This is a genomic window from Arthrobacter sp. Helios, from assembly GCF_023167125.1.
Classification (GTDB): Bacteria; Actinomycetota; Actinomycetes; order Actinomycetales; family Micrococcaceae; genus Arthrobacter_B; species Arthrobacter_B luteolus.
This window is the reverse complement of sequence record NZ_CP095402.1, coordinates 1714564-1736700: the sequence shown is the minus strand read 5'-3', so window position 1 is coordinate 1736700 and position 22137 is coordinate 1714564. Positions and strand designations below refer to the sequence as shown.

At 66.2% G+C, this 22137-nt stretch carries 15 protein-coding genes and 1 pseudogene; 11 read left to right on the top strand and 5 right to left on the bottom strand.

Annotated features, from left to right (window positions below; translation table 11 throughout):
• Positions 1–25 precede the first annotated feature (25 nt).
• Positions 26–637 carry a disulfide bond formation protein DsbA gene (locus ArtHe_RS07745; RefSeq protein ID WP_246168599.1) on the top strand — a complete coding sequence of 204 codons (612 nt, stop codon included), beginning with the start codon at positions 26–28 and terminating at the stop codon, positions 635–637.
• Positions 638–1051: 414 nt separating this feature from the next.
• Positions 1052–1253 (top strand): annotated as a pseudogene (locus tag ArtHe_RS07740) (LuxR C-terminal-related transcriptional regulator); the annotation flags it as partial.
• Between the two features lie 41 nt (positions 1254–1294).
• Here the strand turns inward: ArtHe_RS07740 and ArtHe_RS07735 are convergent.
• The 4 genes from ArtHe_RS07735 to valS form a co-directional block, all read right to left on the bottom strand.
• Positions 1295–2209: a ribokinase gene (locus ArtHe_RS07735; RefSeq protein WP_248319480.1), complete on the bottom strand. Its 915-nt coding sequence runs from the start codon at positions 2207–2209 to the stop codon at positions 1295–1297.
• Between the two features lie 24 nt (positions 2210–2233).
• The gene (locus ArtHe_RS07730; RefSeq protein ID WP_248319479.1) at positions 2234–3664 is read right to left on the bottom strand and encodes an MFS transporter; all 1431 of its coding nucleotides are present in this window, start codon (positions 3662–3664) and stop codon (positions 2234–2236) included.
• Entirely contained in the window at positions 3661–4608 is a 948-nt protein-coding gene (locus ArtHe_RS07725; protein ID WP_248319478.1) for a nucleoside hydrolase, read from the bottom strand. The genes ArtHe_RS07730 and ArtHe_RS07725 overlap by 4 nt, the downstream gene beginning before the upstream one ends.
• 430 nt (positions 4609–5038) lie before the next feature.
• Positions 5039–7657, bottom strand: coding sequence for a valine--tRNA ligase (gene valS, locus ArtHe_RS07720; protein WP_248319477.1), 2619 nt, complete (start codon positions 7655–7657; stop codon positions 5039–5041).
• Between the two features lie 108 nt (positions 7658–7765).
• On the opposite strand from valS, the gene ArtHe_RS07715 reads away from it, so the two are divergent.
• The 8 genes from ArtHe_RS07715 (at position 7766) to ArtHe_RS07680 (ending at position 17385) form a co-directional block, all read left to right on the top strand.
• Complete coding sequence (locus ArtHe_RS07715) at positions 7766–8131, top strand: DUF488 family protein (RefSeq protein ID WP_248319476.1); 366 nt, start codon at positions 7766–7768, stop codon at positions 8129–8131.
• Positions 8132–8321: 190 nt separating this feature from the next.
• Positions 8322–9143, top strand: coding sequence for a DUF559 domain-containing protein (locus tag ArtHe_RS07710; RefSeq protein WP_248319475.1), 822 nt, complete (start codon positions 8322–8324; stop codon positions 9141–9143).
• Between the two features lie 797 nt (positions 9144–9940).
• Positions 9941–10684 carry an SDR family oxidoreductase gene (locus ArtHe_RS07705; protein WP_248319474.1) on the top strand — a complete coding sequence of 248 codons (744 nt, stop codon included), beginning with the start codon at positions 9941–9943 and terminating at the stop codon, positions 10682–10684.
• A gap of 341 nt (positions 10685–11025) precedes the next feature.
• Positions 11026–14334 (top strand): isoleucine--tRNA ligase, encoded by a 3309-nt coding sequence (ileS, locus tag ArtHe_RS07700; protein ID WP_248319473.1) that lies wholly within the window; start codon positions 11026–11028, stop codon positions 14332–14334.
• Positions 14334–15713, top strand: coding sequence for a folylpolyglutamate synthase/dihydrofolate synthase family protein (locus tag ArtHe_RS07695; protein WP_248319472.1), 1380 nt, complete (start codon positions 14334–14336; stop codon positions 15711–15713). Before ileS ends, ArtHe_RS07695 begins: the two co-directional genes overlap by 1 nt.
• A gap of 4 nt (positions 15714–15717) precedes the next feature.
• The gene (locus tag ArtHe_RS07690) at positions 15718–16185 is read left to right on the top strand and encodes a DUF4233 domain-containing protein (protein ID WP_248319471.1); all 468 of its coding nucleotides are present in this window, start codon (positions 15718–15720) and stop codon (positions 16183–16185) included.
• Positions 16186–16236: 51 nt separating this feature from the next.
• On the top strand, positions 16237–16656 hold the full coding sequence (ndk, locus tag ArtHe_RS07685) for a nucleoside-diphosphate kinase (RefSeq protein WP_066297233.1): 420 nt from the start codon (positions 16237–16239) through the stop codon (positions 16654–16656).
• A gap of 93 nt (positions 16657–16749) precedes the next feature.
• Positions 16750–17385, top strand: coding sequence for a hypothetical protein (locus tag ArtHe_RS07680; RefSeq protein WP_248319470.1), 636 nt, complete (start codon positions 16750–16752; stop codon positions 17383–17385).
• A gap of 12 nt (positions 17386–17397) precedes the next feature.
• On the opposite strand, the gene ArtHe_RS07675 is transcribed toward ArtHe_RS07680, so the two are convergent.
• A complete protein-coding gene (locus ArtHe_RS07675) occupies positions 17398–17982 on the bottom strand; it encodes a vitamin K epoxide reductase family protein (protein WP_248319715.1) in 585 nt (194 codons plus the stop codon).
• Positions 17983–18472: 490 nt separating this feature from the next.
• Between ArtHe_RS07675 and ArtHe_RS07670 the strand changes: the two genes are divergently transcribed.
• Complete coding sequence (locus ArtHe_RS07670) at positions 18473–21880, top strand: Rne/Rng family ribonuclease (RefSeq protein WP_248319469.1); 3408 nt, start codon at positions 18473–18475, stop codon at positions 21878–21880.
• Positions 21881–22137: the final 257 nt, after the last annotated feature.

The following is a 22137-nucleotide window of genomic DNA, read 5'->3' as shown; positions in this document are numbered from 1 at the left end:
TACGACCATGCCTAGGAGTGTCCACGTGCCCGAAAATACCGCGACAGCCGACTTTTGGTTCGACCCGACCTGTCCCTTCGCCTGGATCACGTCCCGCTGGATGGGCGAGGTGGAGAAGGTCCGGGATGTGCAGACCGAATGGCACGTGATGAGCCTGTCGGTCCTCAACGAGGGCCGCGAGCTTCCGGAAGCCTACCGGGAACGCATCGACCGGGCCTGGGGTCCGGTGCGCGTGATCATCGCGGCCGCTGAGCTGCACGGATCGGAATACATCAAGAAGCTCTACGATGCCATGGGTACCCGGATCCACGACCAGGGCATCAAAGACTTCGACGAAGTGATCTCTAAGTCCCTGGCTGAAGTGGAACTTCCCGCGGACCTGGCCCGCTTTGCTGCCAGCGATACGTACGATACCCAGCTTCGCGCTTCCCACCAGGAAGCCATCGACAAGGTGGGCGACGACGTCGGAACGCCCGTGGTGGCGTTCAACGGCACCGCGTTCTTCGGCCCGGTCCTCACCCGCATCCCGCGCGGGGAAGAGGCAGGCAAGATGTTCGACGGCGCCCTGCTGCTGGCTTCCAACCCGCATTTCTTCGAAATCAAGCGCAGCCGCACCGAGGACCCCGCCTTCAACTAGTCACTGGGCCGGGCGGGTTTCCGCCCGGATGATCTCCGCCAGCTGAGTGAATCCCAGCCGTTCCGCGTTCTCCAGCGCCGTCCGGCCCTGGGGATCACGGATACCTGGATCGGCTCCGGCTGCCAGGAGCTGGCTGAGGATGTCCTGCAGGGCGGGGACCGCCGCTGTTGAGCAGCACGGCTTCCTGCAGTGCTGTCCAGCCCAGGTTGTTGACGTGGCTCACCGGCACACACGGCGTTGATGACGATCCGCGGTGAACCGCGGGAAATTGGTGCCGTCGTCCGGCATGCCCTGCTGCGGATGGTCCAGAGTGCTGCCGCCAATACGCCGCTGCACACCTCTGCGGCCAGCGCCACCGTCACCCGGGGTTTCCTGCCGGAAACTTTCACGCTGGATTTCCATGACGACGGCGCTGCCGGACCCATGGGATACCTGCTCAAGGTCGCGTCTCCGGAAGAGATCTTTGCGGCGGTGCGGGGGCGCGGTGCAGAGCCGGCGCCTGTCTATCTCAGAGGCCACGGTGAAGACCCATCTGGCCCACATTTACGCATAGCTGGGAGTGGAGAGCCGGGCAGCCGCGATCTCCACCGCCATCCGCCGGGAGGGTATGCGCTGATATCCCTCCCGGCGTAAAGCCTGCACTGTCCGCAGGCGGGGCTAGCCGGCGAGGGCAGCCAGTGCCGGGTAGGAGGACTGCGCGCCCGGAAGCGTCGCCGCCAGCGCACCGGCCTTGGCGGCAAACCCGGCAGCCGCGGGCAGCGGGTCGCCGGCCGCGAGCCGGGCGGCGGTGGCCGCCGTGAACGCGTCGCCGCAGCCTGTGGTGTCCACCGCGCTCACCCGGACGGGAGCTATCTGCACAATACGGTCTTCACCGGCAGCTGTGCCGTCCAGAACGACGGCGCCGTCCCCGCCCAGTGTGATGACGGCGCGGCTAACACCCAGGCCGGCGAAGGCCTCGATGACGGCTTCCCAGTCAGCGGCAGGATCAGCCACGCCGGAGACCTGGGCGGCCTCATGCGCGTTGACCAGCAGCACATCGGTGAGCGCCAGCAATTCGGCGGGAACCTCACGGTACGGCGAGAGGTTCAGCAGGACGGCGGCGCCCGCCTGATGCCCTGCCTTCGCTGCGGCGGCCACCGTTTCCAGCGGCACCTCCAGGCTCAGGCAGAGCACGGCCGCGTCGTCGAACAAGCCGGCCGGCAGATCGGCCCCGCTGAGCGTGCCGTTGGCGCCGGGGGAAACAATGATGGTGTTTTCCCCGGCGGCGTCCACCACGATCATGGCTGTGCCCGTGGCCGTGTCCGGGCGCCGCAGAACCCGCGAGGCATCAACACCGGCCTCGGCAGCCGCTTTCAGCAGCAGGTCGCCGTGCCCGTCGGCCCCGACCGCACCGAAAAGCCGGACCTTGGCGCCCAGGATGGCCGCTGCGGCCGCCTGATTGGCGCTCTTGCCGCCAGGGACAATAACCAGCTCAGAGCCGCCCAGCGTTTCGCCCGGGGAGGGGAAACGCTCAGTGCGGACAGTGAGGTCAGCGTTCAGCGAGCCAACAACTACAACTTTTCCGGCGGACATGCGCAGGACTCTCCTTTGAGGGGATCAGCGGGTGGCGGTGGCGGTCTCGGCGTGAACTTCAGCGTCGACCGGTTTCGGAATCAGGAAGGACGCGGCCAGGGCCAGCACCAGAATCACCAGACCGGTAATAATACCGCCGTAGTAGCCTTCGGTGCCGGAGCCGTCCGCAGCGGTGGTCGCCGTCTTGACCGCGTAGATCACCGCAAAGCTCAGTCCTGCACCGAGGTTGAAGGCGCCGGCGTTCAGGCCCGGCAGGAAGCCGGGGTTCTCCTTGGGGGAGAGCACAATGCCCAGGCCGTTGAGCATGATGTTGCCAATGCCGGCGTAGGTGATGCCGACCAGCAGGGACACGCCCAGCAGCCCGAGCTTCGAGTCGCTGCCGACCACCAGGAGCATCAGCGCCAGGGCGATCACGGATCCGATCATGCCGATCCGGAGTACCTTGCCGTAGCCCCAGGTAGCGGCGAGGCGGCCGGCGATCGGACCCATCACCAGTCCGGCGATGGCGTACGGGGTCAGTGTCCACCACGCGGACTCTTCGGCGCCCATGCCGAAGCCCATGGCGCCGTCCTGTGCGAGTGCGGGAATGATGCCGTTCATCACGGCAAACACGCCGGTCATGGTCAGCAGCGTCGTCAGCAGCAGCGACCAGGTGGAGCGCTGCTTGAGCAGATGGGTGGCCACCAGCGGATGGTCGCTGCGGTTCTCCACCTTCCAGAAGACCGCAAAGGCGATGACGGCGATAACGATGAGCCCGGTGACGAGCGGCCAGTTGGCCGCTGCGAGCTTGCCGGCCTCGTTGAAGGCGGTGAGCAGGGTGCCAACGGAGATGACCAGGGGAACCACACCCACCCAGTCCATCTTTTCCTTCTTCTCTGCGGTGGACTCCGGAGCCAGCGCCAGCAGCAGTACCGATGCGATGGCACCGACCGCCGCCATGGCCCAGAAGACCGAGGCGAAGCCGTGGTTCTGCGCCAGGTAGCCGCCGGCCAGGGCGTCAACTCCGGCGATGCCGCCGTTGACGGCGGTGATAACGCCCATGAGGGTGCCGTAGAGCTTCGGTTCGCGGATTTCCACCCGCAGCATGATCAGTGCCAGCGGAACCACCGGACCGGACACGCCCTGGATCAGGCGGGCGATAAACAGGACTTCGATGCTCGGTGCCAGGGCGGCAACCACTGAACCGATGGTGAGGATCACGAGCATCCCGCCGAGGACCTTCTTGCGGCCGATGATGTCACCGAGCCGGGGGAGGAACAGGGAGAACAATGCCGCGGAGGTGAAGAACGCCGTCTGGCTCAGGCCAACTGCGGCCGAGGTGGTGTTCAGCTCTTCCTCGATGGTGACCAGGGCGGGGGACAGCATGGAAGCGTTCAGCTGGAAGGCTACGCAGGCGGCCAGCAGTGCTGTCATCAGCACTGCCACGTTCACGCGGCGCTGGGATGTTTTGCTCACAGGTCTACCTCGCCAATCCGATCCAGCGCGTCCACGATCAGGTCCCAGAACTTCTGGTGGTCCAGGTCGACGGCGACGGAGGTGGTGCAGTCATCGGGCGCCGGGGCACGGAAGTCCGCCACCGTCATGCCCAGGGTCAGGGTGCCGGTCAGCTCCACGTCCAGGGGAACGCGCCGGGTGGTCATAACGGAGGGGTCGATCACGTAGGCCACGGCGCACGGGTCGTGGACCGGCGGGAAGTCGAAGCCCTGCGCGTCCTTGTAGGTCTTGCCGAAGAACTCCAGGAGCTCACCGACGAACTTCGCGGGCTTGGTGCCAACGGCGGCGATGCGGCCGGCTACCTCGTCCGTGGCCAGCGCCTGATGGGTCAGGTCCAGGCCGACCATGGTCAGCGGCCACTTTTCGTTGAAAACGATGTGCGCGGCCTCGGGGTCGATGATGATGTTGAACTCGGCCACCGCGGACCAGTTGCCCACGTGGTAGCCGCCGCCCATGAGGACAACTTCCTTCACGCGTTCGGCGATGCGCGGTTCCTTGCGCACGGCCAGCGCGATGTTGGTCAGCCCGCCGGTGGGCACCAGCGTGACGGTGCCGGGTTCGTGGGCCATCACGGTGTCGATGATCAGGTCGACGGCGTGCCGCGGATCCAGCTCGATGGCCGGTTCGGGCAGTTCGGGACCGTCCATCCCGGATTCGCCGTGGATGTCCGGAGCGTTTTCGATCGTCCGCACCAGCGGACGCGGGCTGCCTGCCGCGAAGGGGACACCTGTGATATTTGCGACACGGGCAATTGCCAGCGCGTTGCGGGTCACCTTTTCCAGGGTCTGGTTTCCGACGACGGTGGTCACCGCCAGGAGCTCGATCTCCGGGCTGCCGTGTGCCAGCAGCAGGGCGACCGCATCATCATGACCGGGGTCGCAGTCCAGGATGATTTTGGTGGGCATAACTTCTCCGCTTCGTTGAGGTTCCAGCTGGGGGACCGTGGATCCCGTGGTGCAGTGCCCCGTCCTGGCTGTCCGGTTCGTGGTTCGCAGCGGTGCGGATACGGGCCGGGCCACGGCGGAGTGCAGCACAAGCGGAACGGGATCAGGCGGGGCCGGAAGACGGTTCGAAGGGCGGCACTGGCCCCTGTAGGGGCGGGCACTGTCTTAAAGATAGCGACGTTTCCTGTGCCGTATTTCGCGGTGCTTCTCCGGGGCGCCCGCCGATTTGCCTCCGGGCCGGAGGATGCTTAACCTGTGCGCTGCAGGCCGTACGAACCGGTTTTTCAGGCCCGGTCTCAGCTGCGTATGCGGCCGGTGAACCGCGGGCCGGAGCGCAAAAACACCCGGCCGGATTTCTCCGGCCGGGTGTTTTTGCGTTCGGGTGCTGGTGTTATTCCGCGGGAGCCAGCTCGACGCCGCTGACGGTAAGTTCGCCGTCGCCGGCCACCAGGTCCAGGTTGCGGACATTGCCCGCAGCCAGGAGGTCCGGCAGCCCTGCCCGGAGGCGTTCCACCTGCGGTGCGGATGCCGTCACCGTGGCGGTCAGCACCTCGGTGCGCTGTTTGACCTTGGCTTCGGACTTCGCCTTCCGGATGCCGCCCAGGGCCTGGGCAACGGTTCCGAGGATAGCTGCGTCCGCGCCGGCTGCCCCACCGGCCAGGCCGTCAGCAGACGGCCAGGCAGCGCGGTGCACGGAACCGGCACGCCACCAGCTCCAGACCTCCTCGGTTGCGAAGGGAAGGAAGGGGGCAAACAGGCGCAGCAGGGAGTCCAGCGTCGTCGCGAGTGTTGCGAGGACGGAGGCCTGCTCGGCGTCCCCGGAAGCTCCGTAGGCGCGGTCCTTGATCAGCTCCACGTAGTCATCGGTGAAGGACCAGAAGAAGGACTCGGTGATCTGCAGGGCCCGCGCGTAGTCGTAGCTCTCGAACGCCTTGGTGGCGTTGTTGATGACGTCCACCAGCTGGATGAGCAGCGACTTGTCCAGCGGGTTCGTGATCACGGAGGTGTCACCGGTGACCACGTTGGCCTCGGTGGCACCCAGGTTCAGCACGAACTTGGAGGCGTTGAGCAGCTTGATGGCCAGGCGGCGGCCAATCTTCATCTGGGCAATCTCATACGCGGTGTCCGCACCGAGCTTGGCTGAGGCAGCCCAGTACCGGACGGCGTCGGACCCGTAGTCGTTGAGCACATCGGTGGGGACCACCACGTTGCCCTTGGACTTGGACATCTTCTTGCGGTCCGGGTCCAGGATCCAGCCGGAGATCGCGGCGTGCTTCCAGGGGGCGGCGTGCTGCAGCGCATCGGCGCGGACCACGGAGGAGAACAGCCAGGTCCGGATGATGTCGTGGCCCTGCGGGCGCAGATCGAACGGGAAGACCTTGGCGAAGAGATCCTCATCAACACCCCAGCCGCCCACGATCTGCGGGGTCAGGGAGGAGGTGGCCCAGGTGTCCAGCACATCGGCGTCGCCGATGAATCCGCCGGGCTGATTGCGCTGGGACTCCTCGTAGCCCGGTGCAGGGTCCGCGGCCGGATCGGCCGGAAGGGACTCGAACGCCGGCAGGATCGGGTTGTCGTAGTCCGGGTTGCCGGAGGCATCCAGCGGGTACCAGACCGGGACCGGAACGCCGAAGAACCGCTGGCGGGAGACCAGCCAGTCACCGTTCAGGCCTTCAATCCAGTTTTCGTAGCGGGAGCGCATAAAGGCCGGGTGGAAGTCGATTTCCTTGCCGCGGGCAATCAGCCGTTCCCGGCGGTCAGCGTCGCGGCCGCCGTTGCGGATGTACCACTGGCGGCTCGTGACAACCTCAAGCGGCTTGTCGCCCTTTTCAAAGAAGTTCACCGGGTGGGTGATCTTCTTCGGCTCGCCGTCCAGGTCACCGCTGGCGCGCAGCAGCTCAACCGCGGTTTCCTTGGCGCTGAAGACGGTCTTGCCGGCGAGGGCAGCGTAGTTTTCCTTGGCCGACGGAGTCTCGATCCAGTCCGGGGTGTCGGCCAGGATCCGGCCGTCACGGCCGATCACGGCGCGGGTGGGAAGGTTCAGCTCGCGCCACCACGTCACGTCGGTCAGGTCGCCGAAAGTACAGATCATGGCGATGCCCGAGCCCTTGTCCGGCTTCGCCAGCGGGTGGGCCTTAACCTCAACCTCAACGTCGAAGAGCGGGGACTTCACCGTGGTGCCGAACAGGCGCTGGTAGCGCTCGTCGTCGGGGTGTGCCACCAGCGCCACGCAGGCGGGCAGCAGTTCCGGGCGGGTGGTTTCGATCAGGATCTTCTCGCCGTCGGGGGCGTGGAAGCTGATCCGGTGGTACGCGCCGGGCTGCTCGCGGTCCTCGAGCTCAGCCTGAGCGACGGCGGTGCGGAAGGTAACGTCCCAGAGCGTCGGGGCTTCGGCCATGTAGGCGTCGCCGGCCTTCAGATTCTCAAGGAAGGCACGCTGGCTGACGGCACGGGAATGGTCATCGATGGTCCGGTAGGTCCGGTTCCAGTCCACGGAGAGGCCCAGCGTGCTGAAGAGGTTCTCGAAGACCTTTTCGTCTTCGACTGCCAGTTCTTCGCAGAGTTCGATGAAGTTGCGGCGGGAGACGACGTCGAAGTCGCGCTGGTTCTTCGGCGCGGTGGCCGGCGGCTGGTAGTCCGGATCGTACGGCCTGGTCGGGTCGCAGCGGACACCGTAATAGTTCTGCACGCGGCGCTCGGTGGGCAGGCCGTTGTCATCCCAGCCCATCGGGTAGAAGACGTTCTTGCCCTTCATCCGCTGGTAGCGGGCCAGCACGTCGGTCTGCGTGTAGGAGAACATGTGTCCCACGTGCAGCGAGCCGGACGCCGTCGGCGGGGGAGTGTCGATCGAGTAGACCTCTTCCCGGACCGTGTCCGGGTTGAAGGCGTAGGTTCCCTCTTCCCGCCAGCGGCGGCTCAGGGACTCTTCCAGCCCCTCCAGGGCGGGCTTGTCAGGAACGGAAACGGTGACGGGTGCGGGCGTGTCTGTGCCCGGGGTATTTTCAGCCATGCTCCCTATTGTCCCATGTGCGGCCTTTGGTTCAGCATCTGTGTCGGCCGTTGTGGACCCTGCTGGGCGGGCTTCCTTTGCGGCTGAGTGGGGATTAGCATCCGGCTTATGGAGGCAGAAACTCCCACCGTCCGGATCCGGCGGATCTATGCGGAGCCCGACGGCGGTTTCCGGGTCCTGGTGGACCGGCTCTGGCCGCGCGGGGTATCGAAGGAACGTGCCCAGCTGGACGACTGGCTGAAGGACGTGGCGCCCAGCACCGGTCTGCGCCGGTGGTTTGGGCACCGGCCGGAACGCTGGCAAGGGTTTAGCGAGCGCTATCTGCAGGAGCTGTCGGAGAATCCGGCGGCTGGTTCTTTCGCTGCGGAGTGCCGGTCCCGGCCGGATACCGTTCTGCTCTTCGCTGCGCGGAATGAGCAGCAGAACGAGGCAGCGGTGCTTCGGGACTATGTGCTGGGGAGGTTGGGGGAGTAGCGGGCTGGGGGGAGGGGCGTGTAACGGGGCTTGGACTGGGGTGGGCCGGGGGTGGGGTGTCCGCGCTGAGGCGGGGGTCCGCGCGGTTTCCCAGCCGTCTATTCCTCCACCGGCCAGCGGGGCAGCGGACTTATTCACAGTCGGGATTCACCTCGGAACGGTTATTCAGAGCTGACTGAAGGTGTTCCGTATGGACCGAGTCGAGGCGTTTGTCCGGGCGCATCACGGCGTCATCCGCCATAAAGTCTTCGCTGCAAACGGCTTCAAGCGTGCAGAGGTCCAGCGTGCGGTGCACTCGGGCGCTATCCGTTACGCCGGCCGGGGAACGTTTGCCGTGAAGGGGGCGCCAGAGGAGCTGTTATCTGCGGCCCGGGCGGGTGTTTCGCTGACCTGTGTGTCTGCGGCGGATGTGCTTGGATGGTGGGTCTTGAAACGCCCGGACAGACTTCACGTCTGCGTCGACAGCGGAAGAGGTATCGCCGGCATGGTGGCCCACCGGGGGCCGAGACTTGCCGTTCGCCTCATTGCTCCCCGGCAGCAGGTGGTAGTGGCAGCCCTTCGTTGCCTGCCGCCCATTGAGGCCCTGGTTATCACCGAGTCGGCGCTCGCCGGGAGACAGGTGAGGTTGGGCGAGTTAAGGGAGGCTTTCCGCGGGCCCAAGGATTGGAAGATCAGGGGTCTGCTGGAGCAGGTAAGGGGAAATGCGTCCTCTCCGTTGGAAGTCTGCGCTGAATACTGGCTACGGACCACGGGCCTAACTGCTGAGCCTGAAGTATTCCTGCCGGGCATCGGCCGTGTGGACTTCCTGGTCGAGGGGCGGCTGATCCTGGAAATAGACGGCTATAGCTTCCACAGCAGCCGGGAACAGTACCGCCGGGACCGTAGCCGCTGGAACGCGGCGACGTCGTCGGGATATGAGACCTTGCGGGTCACCGCGGAGCTTGTGCTCTACTCGCCTGACCGATTCCTGCACCTGGTCCGGACGGCGCTAAGGGCCGGAAGTCCTAAGTAGCGCGGGGCCGTGGGACGGAGGGCAGCGGTGCTTCCGGCTGACCCGGCACCGGACCACGTCCAGGATGTCCGGGCGACACTGGTTCCCACTGTTTGTTGCCTGGAGTGACGGGTGTGACCTCATTTGCCACAGGAGGCTACCTAGAGTGGGAACGGGTGTCGCGGACTCTCTCAGAATCCGATCACGGCGGCGCGGACGGGCCCGGCTGCCCCCGGCCCAGCACCTGACCGCTGGCCCGGTCCGACGGCCGGGCCAGCGCTCCCGTTCCGGCCGAACCGGCGGTCACTACTCCTCTCGCTCCGGCCGGACCCGTTACTACCCCTTCGCATGGTGACCCTCTCAGGATGGGGGCACGTCTCGACGACCGCCTGACTCTGCCACGACGATCGCCGGGCGACACTGGTTCCCACCGTTTGTTGCCTGGAGTGACGGGTGTGACCTCATTTGCCACAGGAGGCTACCTAGAGTGGGAACGCGTGTCGCGGACTCTCCCGAAGTCCGGCCCGGCCGGCCCGACCGACCCTTCCGTCACTCCCGTAACGTCGGTGGAAACTGGGCGGCCGCCGCCATCCACAACAGGCCGCCAACCACCGATCACCAGTGCACTGCCCCGCCACGCCACCCCAGCCACCCAGCACTGCCCGCCACCCCAGCCGCCCAGCACTGCCCGCCCCGCCACCCCGCCCCAGCCACCCAGCACTGCCCGCCACCCCACGCCGCCACCCCAGCCCCACGCCCCTGCGCAACAGCACGACTCCTGATTCAGACCACGAAAGGGGAGCCGATAGGGTGGCGCCATGACGAAAAAGCGCGTGGTCGTAACCGGAGCCAGCTCGGGAATTGGTGCAGCGGCAGTGCGCGCGCTGCGGAACACGGGCTGGGACGTCGTCGCCGTGGCCCGGCGGGAGGACCGGCTCCGGGAGCTGGCGGAAGAGACCGGCGCGCAGACGGTTACCTGCGACATCACGGACAAGGCCTCCGTGGACGCGATGGCCCGGACAGTCCTTGCCGGCGGAGGAGTGGATGCCCTGGTCAACAACGCCGGAGGCGCTTTCGGCATGGACTCCGTCGCTGACGGCAATCCCGAAGACTGGACCCGCATGTACAACGTTAATGTTCTTGGCACGCTGTACGTGACCCAGGTGTTCCTGCCCTCACTCCGGGAAAACGGCCGCGGTTCGATCCTGATGCTGACCTCCACTGCGGCGCTCGCCGCCTATGAAGGCGGAGCCGGGTACTGCGCCGCAAAGGCGGGCGAAGAGGCCATGGCCCAGGCGCTGCGGCTCGAGGAAGCGGAACACAACGTGCGGGTGATCGAGATCCTGCCGGGAATGGTGAAGACCGAGGAATTCGCCGTGAACCGCCTCGGTGACGCAGCGGCCGCCGCAAAGATCTACGCCGGAGTCAGCAAGCCGCTCACGGCCGAGGACGTCGCAGACGTGATGGCGTATGCCCTCAATGCTCCGCATCACGTCAACCTGGACCAGGTCGTGATCCGTCCCGTCGCCCAGGCAGCGCAGCACAAGGTGATCCGCCGCTAGCGGAAGTCCCGCGCCATCCCGCCCGAGGTGGCTTCGACATCCGCCCCGGGGGTGGCCTAAACTGGCCCAAGCAGCTTAGACCCGGCTATCACCGGTGAGCTTCCGGAAGAAAAGCGCCACCCTGTCTCACGGACGGGGCGGCACCCAGTAGAACCGGACGGGTAAGCCCGTCACAGCAGTCAACGAGCGGCAGCCGGCGCGCACCAGGAACACACCAGATCCACAGGCGCACGACGGCGGCAAGCGAGGTGGTACCGCGGTTTCCTCCGGCGTCAGCCAAAGACGGAGACTCGCCCTCGCATCCTGTTTTACACGAGCCAGATTTACTTGCCGCTACCAGGATGACGAATATGCCACAGATCTACCCCAAGGCCTCCACCGGCGATGCCGCCGAAGCTGCAGCGTCCTCACCGAAGTTTCCGGAACTCGAAGAACGGGTTCTGAAGTACTGGGACAAGGACGGCACGTTCCAGGCCTCCATTGACGCCCGGCCCGCCGGGAAGGACGGCTCCAACGAGTTCGTCTTCTACGACGGTCCGCCCTTCGCCAACGGCCTGCCGCACTACGGACACCTGCTCACCGGCTACGTCAAGGACCTGGTGGCCCGCTACCAGACCCAGCGCGGACACCGCGTGGAGCGCCGCTTCGGCTGGGACACGCACGGCCTGCCGGCCGAGCTGGAAGCCATGAAGCAGCTGGGCATGAGCGACAAGGTGCAGATCGAGAAGATGGGCATCGACAAGTTCAACGATGCCTGCCGCGCCTCGGTCATGAAGTACGCCGGCGAGTGGCAGGACTACGTCACCCGCCAGGCCCGCTGGGTGGACTTCAACAACGACTACAAGACGCTCAACGTCGAGTACATGGAGTCGGTCATCTGGGCCTTCAAGACCCTGCATGAAAAGGGCCTGACCTACAGCGGTTTCCGGGTGCTCCCGTACTGCTGGAAGGACGAGACGCCGCTCTCCAACCACGAGCTGCGCATGGACGACGACGTCTACAAGATGCGCCAGGACCAGACGGTCACGGCAACGTTCCCGCTGCTCGCCGGAGACAACGTGCTCTCCGCGGAGCTTGAGGGCGTCAACGCCATCGCCTGGACCACCACGCCGTGGACGCTGCCCACCAACATGGCCCTCGCCGTCGGACCGGACGTCCGCTACGCCGTCGTCCCCGCCGGCCCCAACGGCACGATGCTGGATCAGGAAACGGCAGGCGAAGCCCGCTTCCTCCTCGCCGAGGACCTGGTCGCTTCCTACGCCAAGGACCTGGGGTACGACGACGCCGATTCCGCCCGCGCCTCCGTCACCTCCGTGCACACCGGCAAGGAACTCGAAGGGCTGCGCTACCAGCCGCTGTGGGACTACTACACCGATGCTGAGAAGTGGGGCACCGCCAACGCCTGGCGCGTGGTGGTGGCCGATTACGTCACCACCACCGACGGCACCGGCATCGTCCACCAGGCTCCGGCCTACGGCGAAGATGACCAGAAGATCTGCGAAGCCAACGGCATCCCGGTGATCCTCTCCGTGGACGAGGGCGGCAAGTTCCTGCCCATGTTCGGCGAAGGCCCGCTGTCCGAGATCGCCGGCCTGCAGGTCTTTGATGCGAACAAGCCGATCACCCGCGAACTCAAGGCCGAAGGCCGGCTGCTGCGCCAGGCCAGCTACGAGCACAGCTACCCGCACTGCTGGCGCTGCCGGAACCCGCTGATCTACAAGGCGGTCTCCTCCTGGTTCGTGGAGGTCACCAAGATCAAGGACCGTATGGTCGAGCTGAACCAGGAGATCAACTGGATCCCGGAGAACGTCAAGGACGGGCAGTTCGGCAAGTGGCTGGAAAACGCCCGCGACTGGTCGATCAGCCGCAACCGCTACTGGGGCAGCCCCATCCCGGTGTGGGTTTCGGATGACCCCAACTACCCGCGCACCGACGTCTACGGCTCCCTGGCGGAGATGGAGGCGGACTTCGGCCGGCTGCCCCTGAACAAGGAAGGCCAGCCGGACCTGCACCGCCCGTTCATCGATGAACTGACCCGCCCGAACCCGGATGATCCCCGCACCCCGGAAGAGGGCCAGTCCACCATGCGCCGCGTGGAGGACGTCCTGGACGTCTGGTTCGACTCCGGCTCTATGCCCTACGCCCAGGTGCACTACCCGCATGAAAACGCGGACTGGTTCGAGCACCACAACCCCGGCGACTTCATTGTGGAGTACATCGGCCAGACCCGCGGCTGGTTCTACACGCTGCACGTGCTGGCTACGGCGCTCTTTGACCGCCCGGCGTTCCGCAACGTCATCAGCCACGGCATCGTCCTCGGCTCCGACGGGCAGAAAATGTCCAAGTCGCTGCAGAACTACCCGGATGTCTCCGAGGTGCTGGACCGCGACGGCTCCGACGCCATGCGCTGGTTCCTGATGGCTTCCCCGATCCTTCGCGGCGGTAACCTGGTCGTCACCGAGCAGGGGATCCGCGACGGCGTCCGGCAGGTCATCCTCCCGCTCTGGAACGTCTGGCACTTCTTTACCCTCTACACCAACGCTGCCAACAACGGCGCCGGTTACGAGGCGACGCTGCGCCACGAGTCCACCGAACCCCTGGACCAGTACATGCTGGCCGCCACCGGTGACCTCATCCGGAATATGACGACGGCGCTGGACACCTATGACGTGTCCGTCGCCTGCGAGATGCTGCGCGCTTACATGGACACGCTGACCAACTGGTACGTCCGCCGCAGCCGCAGCCGGTTCTTTGACGAAGACACCCAGGCCTTCGATGTGCTCTACACCTGCCTCGAAAGCGTCTGCCGGGTGGCTGCGCCGCTGCTGCCGCTGGTCTCGGAGGAGATCTGGCGCGGCCTGACCGGCGGGCGTTCCGTGCACCTGACCGACTGGCCCGAAGCCGGAGCATTCCCGCGGGATGCGGACCTGGTGGCCCGTATGGACCTCACCCGCAAGATCGCTTCAGTTGGCTCGTCGCTGCGCAAGGGCGCCAACCTCCGCGTCCGCCTGCCGCTCTCCGGTATGACGGTTGTGGCGCCGGACGCTGAAAAGCTGGAAGGCCACTTTGCGGCCATCATCGCCGACGAGCTCAACCTGAAGTCGGTCCGGCTGATCGACGCCGGCGCAGCAGACCCGTCCGAGTTCGGCATCACGCAGAAACTGGTGGTCAACGCCCGGGCCGCCGGTCCGCGCCTGGGCAAGAACGTGCAGACAGCCATCAAGGCAGCCAAGTCCGGCGACTGGTCGGTGGCCGACGACGGCGCTGTCACCGCCGGGGGACTGGCCCTGGAACCGCACGAATACACCCTGGAAACCGTGGTGGAGTCCGGCGACGGTGAATCCTCCAAGGCTGTGGCAGTCCTGCCCGGCGGCGGCTTCCTGGTGCTGAACACCGAGGTGACTCCCGAGCTTGCTGCCGAAGGCACCGCCCGGGACGCGATCCGCGCGATCCAGCAGGCCCGCCGCGATGCAGGCCTGCACATCAGCGACCGGATCCGCACCACGGTGTCCACCGGCGCCGAAGAGGCCGCAGCGCTGGAAGCCAATGCGGACCTCATCAAGGCCGAAACCCTGACCGATGACCTGGTGCTCACCGCCGCAAGCCGCGGCGGCGACGAATCCTTCGATGTAACCGTGGAGAAAATCTAATGAACAACGCGGACAGCCCCTCGGGGTCCATCGACGGGTTCTCCGTCGAGAGCGTTTATGCGGAGCTGCTCAGCCGGGCACCGGAGAACAAGATGGAGCCGCGCATGGCTCCTCTGTTCCGTGCCATGGAGCTCCTGGGCGAGCCGAACAAGGCTTTCCCGATCATCCACATCACCGGCACCAACGGCAAAACGTCGACGGCGCGGCTGATCGAGGGCGGGCTGCAGGCCTACGGGCTGCGCACCGGGCGCTATACAAGCCCGCATCTGCGCAAAGTCACCGAACGCATCAGCATTGACGGTGAACCCGTAACGGACGAGACCTTCGTGCGGATCTGGGACGAAATCCACCCGTATCTGCAGATGGTCGACGCCGAGCTGGACGCCGCCGGGGAGCCCCGGCTGACGTACTTCGAGTGCGTGACCATTCTGGCGTTCGCCGTTTTCGCCGACGAACCCGTTGACGTGGCCGTGATCGAAGTTGGGCTGGGCGGTATTACCGACGCGACCAACGTCGGGGACGGCCAGGTCTCAGTGGTTACCCCGATTTCCCTCGACCACACTGAGCTGCTCGGTGACGACGTCGCTGACATCGCACTGGAAAAAGCGGGAATCATCAAGGAGAACGGCTTCCTGATCAGTGCGGCCCAGCCGGTGGAGGCCGCCCAGGTCCTGCTCGAGAAGGCCAACGAGGTGGGCGTGCCGTTCCGCTTTGAGGGGGTGGAGTTCGGCGTCGAGTCCCGGACCATGGCCGTAGGCGGTCAGATGGTGACCATCAACGGACTGGCGGGCCGTTACGAGGAACTGCTGGTCCCGCTGCACGGGGCGCACCAGGCGGAGAACGCCGCCCTCGCCGTCGCGGCTTTGGAAGCCTTCATTGGCGGCGGAACCAAGGAACTCGATGTTGAACTCCTGCGCACGGGCTTCCAGACGGTGACGTCTCCCGGGCGCCTGGAAGTGGTGCGCACTGCGCCGACCATCATTGTGGACGCCGCCCACAATCCCGCCGGGGCAAAAGCCAGCGCCCAGGCGGTGCTGGAGTCTTTCAACCTCTCCTCACTGGTCATTGTTGCCGGCGTTCTGGCGGAGAAAGATTCCGTGGGAATCCTCACCGAGCTCAGGGAAACGCTGGGGGACATTGTCACGGGCATCTGCCTGACGCAGTCCAGCTCGCCCCGGGCCATCCCTGCGGAGGAACTCGTCCAGGACGCGGTTGACGCCGGTTTCGCCGACGCGGACATCCAGGTGGAGCCCGCCCTCGACAACGCGATCGAGTGGGCTGTTGCCAAGGCGGAGGAGAACAACGACCTCGCCGGCGGCGTGCTCATCATCGGTTCCATCACGGTGGTCGCGGAAGCGCGCACCCTTCTCGGAAAGTAAGCACATGGCACGAATGACCAAGGCCCAGCGCGAATGGCGTCCCGGTATGCCCAAAAAGCGCCGGTCCATCCGCGTGATGTTTGCGTCCACCGTCCTGAGCCTGGAAGCCTTTGTGGTGCTCTTTGGCACCCTGGCGGTTTTCGGCCTGCAGCGGGACCGGGTGGCGCCCGTGGCCATCCTGGCCGGGGGCATCCTGCTGGCCGCGGCGCTGGTGGCTGCCTGTGCTTTCCTGTCCAAGCCGGCAGGCCCGTGGATCGGCTGGATCCTGCAGCTGGCCATCATTGCCACCGGGTTCCTGGAACCGATGATGTTCCTGGTCGGTGCGCTCTTTGCCGGCACCTGGTGGTACGCGCTGCGTACCGGAGCGCGTCTGGACCGGGAAAACCGGCAGCGTGACCGGGAGCAGGCCGAGTGGGATGCCAGCCACGGCGGAGAAACCGCCGGGCAGGAACCCGGCGAAGCCAGCAGTTAGGCTTATGAGCAGGCAACACCGACCAACCCCAACTTCAAGGAGATACCAAGCGTGAGCACCGAGCGCACACTCGTCCTGATCAAGCCAGACGGCGTTAAGCGGAATCTGACCGGCGCCATCCTGGCCCGCGTCGAGGCCAAGGGCTACACCCTGGCCGAGTTGAAGAAGATGGACGCCACCCGGGAACTGCTCGAGGCGCACTACGAAGAGCACGTCGGGAAGCCGTTCTACGAACCGCTGGTGGAGTTTATGCTCAGTGGTCCGATCGTGGCGGCGGTCTTCGAAGGCCAGCGGGTCATCGAGGGCTTCCGCTCCCTGGCCGGCACCACCGAACCGACCACTGCCGCTCCGGGAACCATCCGCGGCGACTTCGGCCGGGACTGGGGCACGAAGGTCCAGCAGAACCTGGTCCACGGTTCTGACTCGGCAGAGTCCGCAGAACGCGAGATTGGTATCTGGTTCGGCAACTAGTCCGGATCCAGCGCAAGACGGCAGGAAGCCGGCACCCGCAAAGGGTGCCGGCTTCCTGTGTCTTTGCCGCACCTGTGGCCTAGGCTTTGCTTCATGGCACGTATCTACAGCGCCGAGCTGCGCCCCGGAAAAATGGAACTCATCTCCCAATGGCTGCCGAAAGCCTCGTGGTTTCCGGAGGACGGTCCGGTGGAAGCCGAGCCCCTGGGGGCATACCGTTTCGACGACCCGGCCGGCCAGATCGGCATCGAAACGCATCTGGTGCGGGCAGGTTCCCACACCGTCCAGGTCCCCCTGACCTACCGGGGAGCCCCGCTGGCCGGTGCCGACGACTTCCTGGTCGGGACCATGGAACATTCAGTCCTCGGCCGGCGCTGGGTCTACGACGCCTGCGGAGATCCTGTCTATACGCAGGAATTCGCCGCTGCGGTCATTGACGGCAGGGACCAGGCTCCGCTGTACGTCGAGGAAGACGGGGTGGGCAGCGAACTGGCACCCACCGTGGAACTGGTGGGCAGCGGAATGCCGGACGGCGAAGAACTGGTGGAAGCACCCGACCATGAACCCGGGGGCTGGGTAACGTCCACGCTTCGTCAGGGGGACTGGGAACTGTCCGTGGTGCGTCTCCTTGACCTTGGGGGACGGGCAGCGCCGCCTCCCTCCCTGGCCGCTCTCTGGAAAGGGCAGCGGGAACCCGTGGTGCTGGGCTGGGCACTGCCGCTCGGATAGGGCAGGAAGCGCTTAACCGCCCAGGAACGCATTCATAAAGCGGAAGAAGATCGAGGCCGCCACGGAAACCCAGAGCAGGGCAGTGATGACCCACGCCCACTCCGAGACAAAGTTGACCAAGCCTTTGGGGGCCGGAATGACGCCGTGGGCGAGGTTCCGCACCGTCGTAAAGACGAACAGCGGGATCATCGCCGTCCAGACAACGATGCAGTAGAGGCACAGGACGTAGATATCGAAGAGGGCCTGGCTCCAGAGCCAGACCACGAAGCCCATCCCTACGGTTACGCCGGCTTGGACTGCCACCCAGTACCAGCGGGAGAACTGCGCGCCGGCCAGCATTGACATGGCCACCGTGGTAGTCACCGCAAAGGCAACGATGCCGATCAGCGGGTTGGGGAAGCCGAAGAGAGCGGCCTGCCAGGTCTGGAAAACGGTCCCGCAGGAGACCCAGGGGCTGATGTCGCAGCTCGTGACATAGTTGGAGTCGGCGTAGACCCGCAGCCGTTCAAGCACCAGGATGCCCGACGCCGCCCAGCCCACCAGGGATGTGATGAGCAGCAGCAGCGCGTACGGGCGCTGGCGGACGGAACGGGCCAAGCCGGACTCATCGCCGCGGTAAGCGGCCTGGTCTCGGGCGGGCGGGCGAGTGGCGCTGGAAGGCACGCGTTGCTCCTTTGGACAGGTGTCGGTGGTCCGATTCTATGCCGTGTAAAGGTCCGGATTTGACCTCCGTGTGAGATAATGGCTGTGGCTGGTGGCGGAACCACATTCCGTCAACGGTCCAGCGACAGGCTTCCGGTGCTGTCGGCGATGCTTCCCAGGTAGGAAATACCCATCAATCCGGATGGGGCAGGGGAATCCGCCGATCAGCCCTACCACAGCCCAAACGTATAGCCGTTCCGAGCAGGTAGCAGGAAAAGCGCCGCTGGTCTTGCGAGTGATGCCGTGCCCTCACGATGGTGCGACCTCGAATGACATTTAGACGACTTCCGGCTGGCGCAGGCTGCGATGCCCCCGCACAGCCGATACATTGCCCTCCGGGCATTGGAATGTGGCCAGTGCCGCGGGGGCCGGAGCATAGCTTTATATGAATACTGAACGCACAACAGAAGAAGCAGTAGAAGCCGCCCCGGCGGCCGAAGCGGTGCCGGAAACGGTTGCTGCGGCTCCCGGTGCAGCAGGGGAGCCTGCTGCGAAAGCGCCCGTCAAGCGGGCCACCCGGACCAGGCGGAAGCCCGCCGCGGCTTCCGTGACCGAGCCGGAGACTCCCGCTGATCCGCCCGCTGCGGATACTTCCTCGCCGGAACCGGTGGAAAAACCCAAACGGACCCGCGCACCCCGGCGCAAGCCGGCTGCGGAAACTTCGCCGGCCGCTGCAGACACCGGTGCCACCGGTGCCGAAGCACCAGCCGCCGCAGCTGAAGCAGTGGAAGCCGTACCGGTCGAAGCAGCGGCAGCTGATGCGGCAGAAACCGCACCGGCCCCCGCAAAGGCCGTCCGGCGCCGTCGCACACCCGTAAAGAAGGCCGTGGCCACTGCTGGCGCCGATGCCCCCGCAGCCGCAGCGCCGGATGCACCTGCCCTGGATGCAGCACCTGCAGCCGGCGAAGCAGGCGCTGCAACGCCGGACTCTGAAACCACGCCGGGCTCTGACACCCCGGCCCCTGAGGCAGCAGATCCGGCGGAAGCCCCGGCCAAGGCCGCCCCGCGCACCCGCCGCCGTTCCACGGCCAAAGCGGGCCAGCCGGGCAAGGCGGAGGCTCCCGCCGCAGCAGCCAAAACCGAGGAAACTCCGGCACCGGCTGAAGCGCCGGACGATGACGAAACAGCGGCAGCGCCGGTTGAGGCTGCGGCAGGCGAGCCCGCCCCTGCGGTGGAGGAGACTTCCTCAGCGCTGAATCCCTTTGCAATCCCCGAATCCGCGACGTCGGTGCTTTTCCACGCCCCGGATCTCACTGCCGTCAAGCCCGTGGTGGAGGCCAGGACGGACTCGGATACCGAGGACTCCTCCGACGAAACCGACGAAAGCCGGGATGGTGGGCGTTCCCGCCGGAGCCGGCGCCGCAGCCGGGGACGCTCAAAGCCCGAAAATGAAGCCGGCACCGAGGGCGAAGAAGGCAGCGAAACTGCCACGGCTGATGACAACGCAGAAGGCGTAACCTCCCGCCGCCGCCGCCGTCGCCGCCGCGGAGATGCCGACCTCGAACTGACCGGCGGCTCGGACGACGATCCGCCCAACACCGTGACCCGTGTGCGGGCCCCGCGTGCTCACGCTGAACCGCCGGTCAATGACCGCGTCACCAGTGTCAAGGGCTCCACCCGCCTGGAGGCCAAGAAGCAGCGCCGCCGCGAATCGCGCGAGTCCGGCCGCCGCCGCCACGTGATCACCGAGGCCGAGTTCCTGGCCCGCCGCGAATCCGTGGACCGCCAGATGATCGTCCGCCAGCGCGATGACAGGATCCAGATCGGTGTCCTTGAGGACGGTGTCCTCGCCGAGCACTTCGTCTCCAACACCCAGCAGGACTCGCTGATCGGGAACGTGTACGTCGGCAAGGTGCAGAACGTGCTCCCCAGCATGGAAGCAGCCTTCGTTGACATCGGACGCGGCCGCAACGCCGTCCTGTACGCCGGTGAAGTCAACTGGGACGCTGCCGGCCTGGATGGACAGCCGCGCCGCATCGAGCTGGCCCTGAAGTCCGGTGACTCCGTGCTGGTCCAGGTCACCAAGGACCCGGTCGGCCACAAGGGTGCCCGCCTCACGAGCCAGATCTCGCTTCCCGGCCGCTACCTGGTCTACGTACCGGGCGGCTCCATGACCGGCATCTCGCGCAAGCTGCCCGACGTCGAACGCAACCGCCTCAAGAAGATCCTTAAGGACCACCTGCCGCAGAACGCCGGCGTCATCGTCCGCACCGCTGCCGAAGGCGCGTCCGAAGAAGAGCTGATGAACGACATCAACCGGCTCCGGGCGCAGTGGGAGAACATCGAGGCCAAGGCCAAGTCCACCAAGACGCTCCCGCCGGAACTGCTCTACGGTGAGCCGGACCTGACCATCAAGGTGGTCCGCGACGTCTTCAATGAGGACTTCTCCAAGCTGATCGTCTCCGGCGAGGAGGCATGGGACACCATCGAGGCCTACGTGACCTACGTGGCTCCGGACCTGGTGGGCCGCCTGGAAAAGTGGACCAAGGACGAGGACATCTTCGCCGCCAGCCGCATCGACGAGCAGATCGCCAAGGCACTGGACCGCAAGGTCTTCCTGCCCTCCGGCGGCTCCCTGGTCATCGACCGCACCGAAGCCATGACCGTGGTGGACGTGAACACCGGTAAGTTCACCGGCAGCGGCGGCAACCTCGAAGAGACTGTCACCAAGAACAACCTGGAGGCCGCGGAGGAAGTTGTCCGCCAGCTGCGCCTGCGGGACATTGGCGGCATCATCGTCATCGACTTCATCGACATGGTGCTCGAAGCCAACCGTGACCTCGTGCTCCGGCGCCTGGTCGAGTGCCTGGGGCGCGACCGCACCAAGCACCAGGTTGCCGAGGTGACGTCGCTGGGCCTGGTCCAGATGACCCGTAAGCGGATGGGCACCGGCCTGCTCGAGGTCTTCGGCGAGAACTGTGAACACTGCGACGGCCGCGGCGTCATCACCCATGACATTCCCGTGGAACACCGCCGCAGCACCAGCCACTCCGGGCATGCCGTCTCTGACGACAACCACCAGCAGCACCTCAAGCAGGAGAAGCAGTCCCGCGGGGAGCGCAAGCGCCGCAACCGGAACCAGAACCAGGCACCGCAGCCGCAGGCAGCTGCACCGGCTGAGCCGGCCAAGGTTGACGAGCCGCAGCCGGAGGACGCTGAGCGCGCCGCGAAGGCGGAGGCAGCCCGGGCTGCGCTGGCCACCATCGCCGCGGCCACGGCCGCAGCGCACGACGCCGAAGGAACTCCGGAAGCCGGGGCTGCTCCTGCTGCTGCCAAGGACGCTCCCGCTGCGCCGGAAGAGAAGCCCCTCATCAAGGAGCCTCACGACGACGTACCCGAAGAGGCCGGTGCCATCCTCCGGATCCAGGGGGAGACGGTAGTTGTTCCCCGCAGGGAGCGCCGCCGCCCGGTCCGCCAGGAGGTCCAGCTGACCCTGGAAAGCCTGACGGAGGCATTCAACGATGTTTCTCCGGTGGCGTCCGGCGAAACGGATGCTGGGAAGCAGGCTGCAGCCGGTTCAGAGCCGCAGGACAGTGCCAGAACGACATCCGCTGCAGGTCCGGCCGCTGCGGCCGCTCCCGGCGGCGGAGAGGCCCCGCAGCGTCCGCGGCGGCGCCGCGCCGCGCGCAGCCCGCAGGGCTCCGCGGACGCACAAATCATCAAGGCAGAGACCGCGGAACCCGCTGCCCAGGGGAGCACGACGGCGGTCTCCGCCCAGGTGCCCGCCAAACCGCGCACCGAAGCTGCCGTCCCGGTGATCCTCGGAGTCGGGGTTCCGGCTTCCGACCTGTAAGGCAGGCTCAGTTCCGGCCTTGGGCCCGGAACTGAAGACCAGTGCAGCAGGCTGCCGTCCGGACCGGACGGCAGCCTGCTGCCGTCTCTGGGCGTCTCTGGGCAGCTCTGTCCGGCAGATGGGCGCCGGTGCAGCGCAACAGCGCGGAAGTGTTATAAAGTAGTCCCAGCGCAGTGACGTCCGATGATTCCCGAGGTTGGATGGCACGCTGGAGACAACCGTGCATTTGCAGCGAATGGGTCCCTTAGCGTAGCCTT

Coding starts and splice junctions, on each gene's coding strand:
- valS (WP_248319477.1), bottom strand. CDS start 7,657: ATGGCTGAAAATACCCCGGGCACAGACACGCCCGCACCCGTCACCGTT.
- ileS (WP_248319473.1), top strand. CDS start 11,026: ATGACGAATATGCCACAGATCTACCCCAAGGCCTCCACCGGCGATGCC.
- ArtHe_RS07725 (WP_248319478.1), bottom strand. CDS start 4,608: ATGCCCACCAAAATCATCCTGGACTGCGACCCCGGTCATGATGATGCG.
- ArtHe_RS07670 (WP_248319469.1), top strand. CDS start 18,473: ATGAATACTGAACGCACAACAGAAGAAGCAGTAGAAGCCGCCCCGGCG.
- ArtHe_RS07735 (WP_248319480.1), bottom strand. CDS start 2,209: ATGTCCGCCGGAAAAGTTGTAGTTGTTGGCTCGCTGAACGCTGACCTC.
- ArtHe_RS07715 (WP_248319476.1), top strand. CDS start 7,766: ATGGAGGCAGAAACTCCCACCGTCCGGATCCGGCGGATCTATGCGGAG.
- ArtHe_RS07710 (WP_248319475.1), top strand. CDS start 8,322: ATGGACCGAGTCGAGGCGTTTGTCCGGGCGCATCACGGCGTCATCCGC.
- ArtHe_RS07690 (WP_248319471.1), top strand. CDS start 15,718: ATGGCACGAATGACCAAGGCCCAGCGCGAATGGCGTCCCGGTATGCCC.
- ArtHe_RS07680 (WP_248319470.1), top strand. CDS start 16,750: ATGGCACGTATCTACAGCGCCGAGCTGCGCCCCGGAAAAATGGAACTC.
- ArtHe_RS07705 (WP_248319474.1), top strand. CDS start 9,941: ATGACGAAAAAGCGCGTGGTCGTAACCGGAGCCAGCTCGGGAATTGGT.
- ArtHe_RS07695 (WP_248319472.1), top strand. CDS start 14,334: ATGAACAACGCGGACAGCCCCTCGGGGTCCATCGACGGGTTCTCCGTC.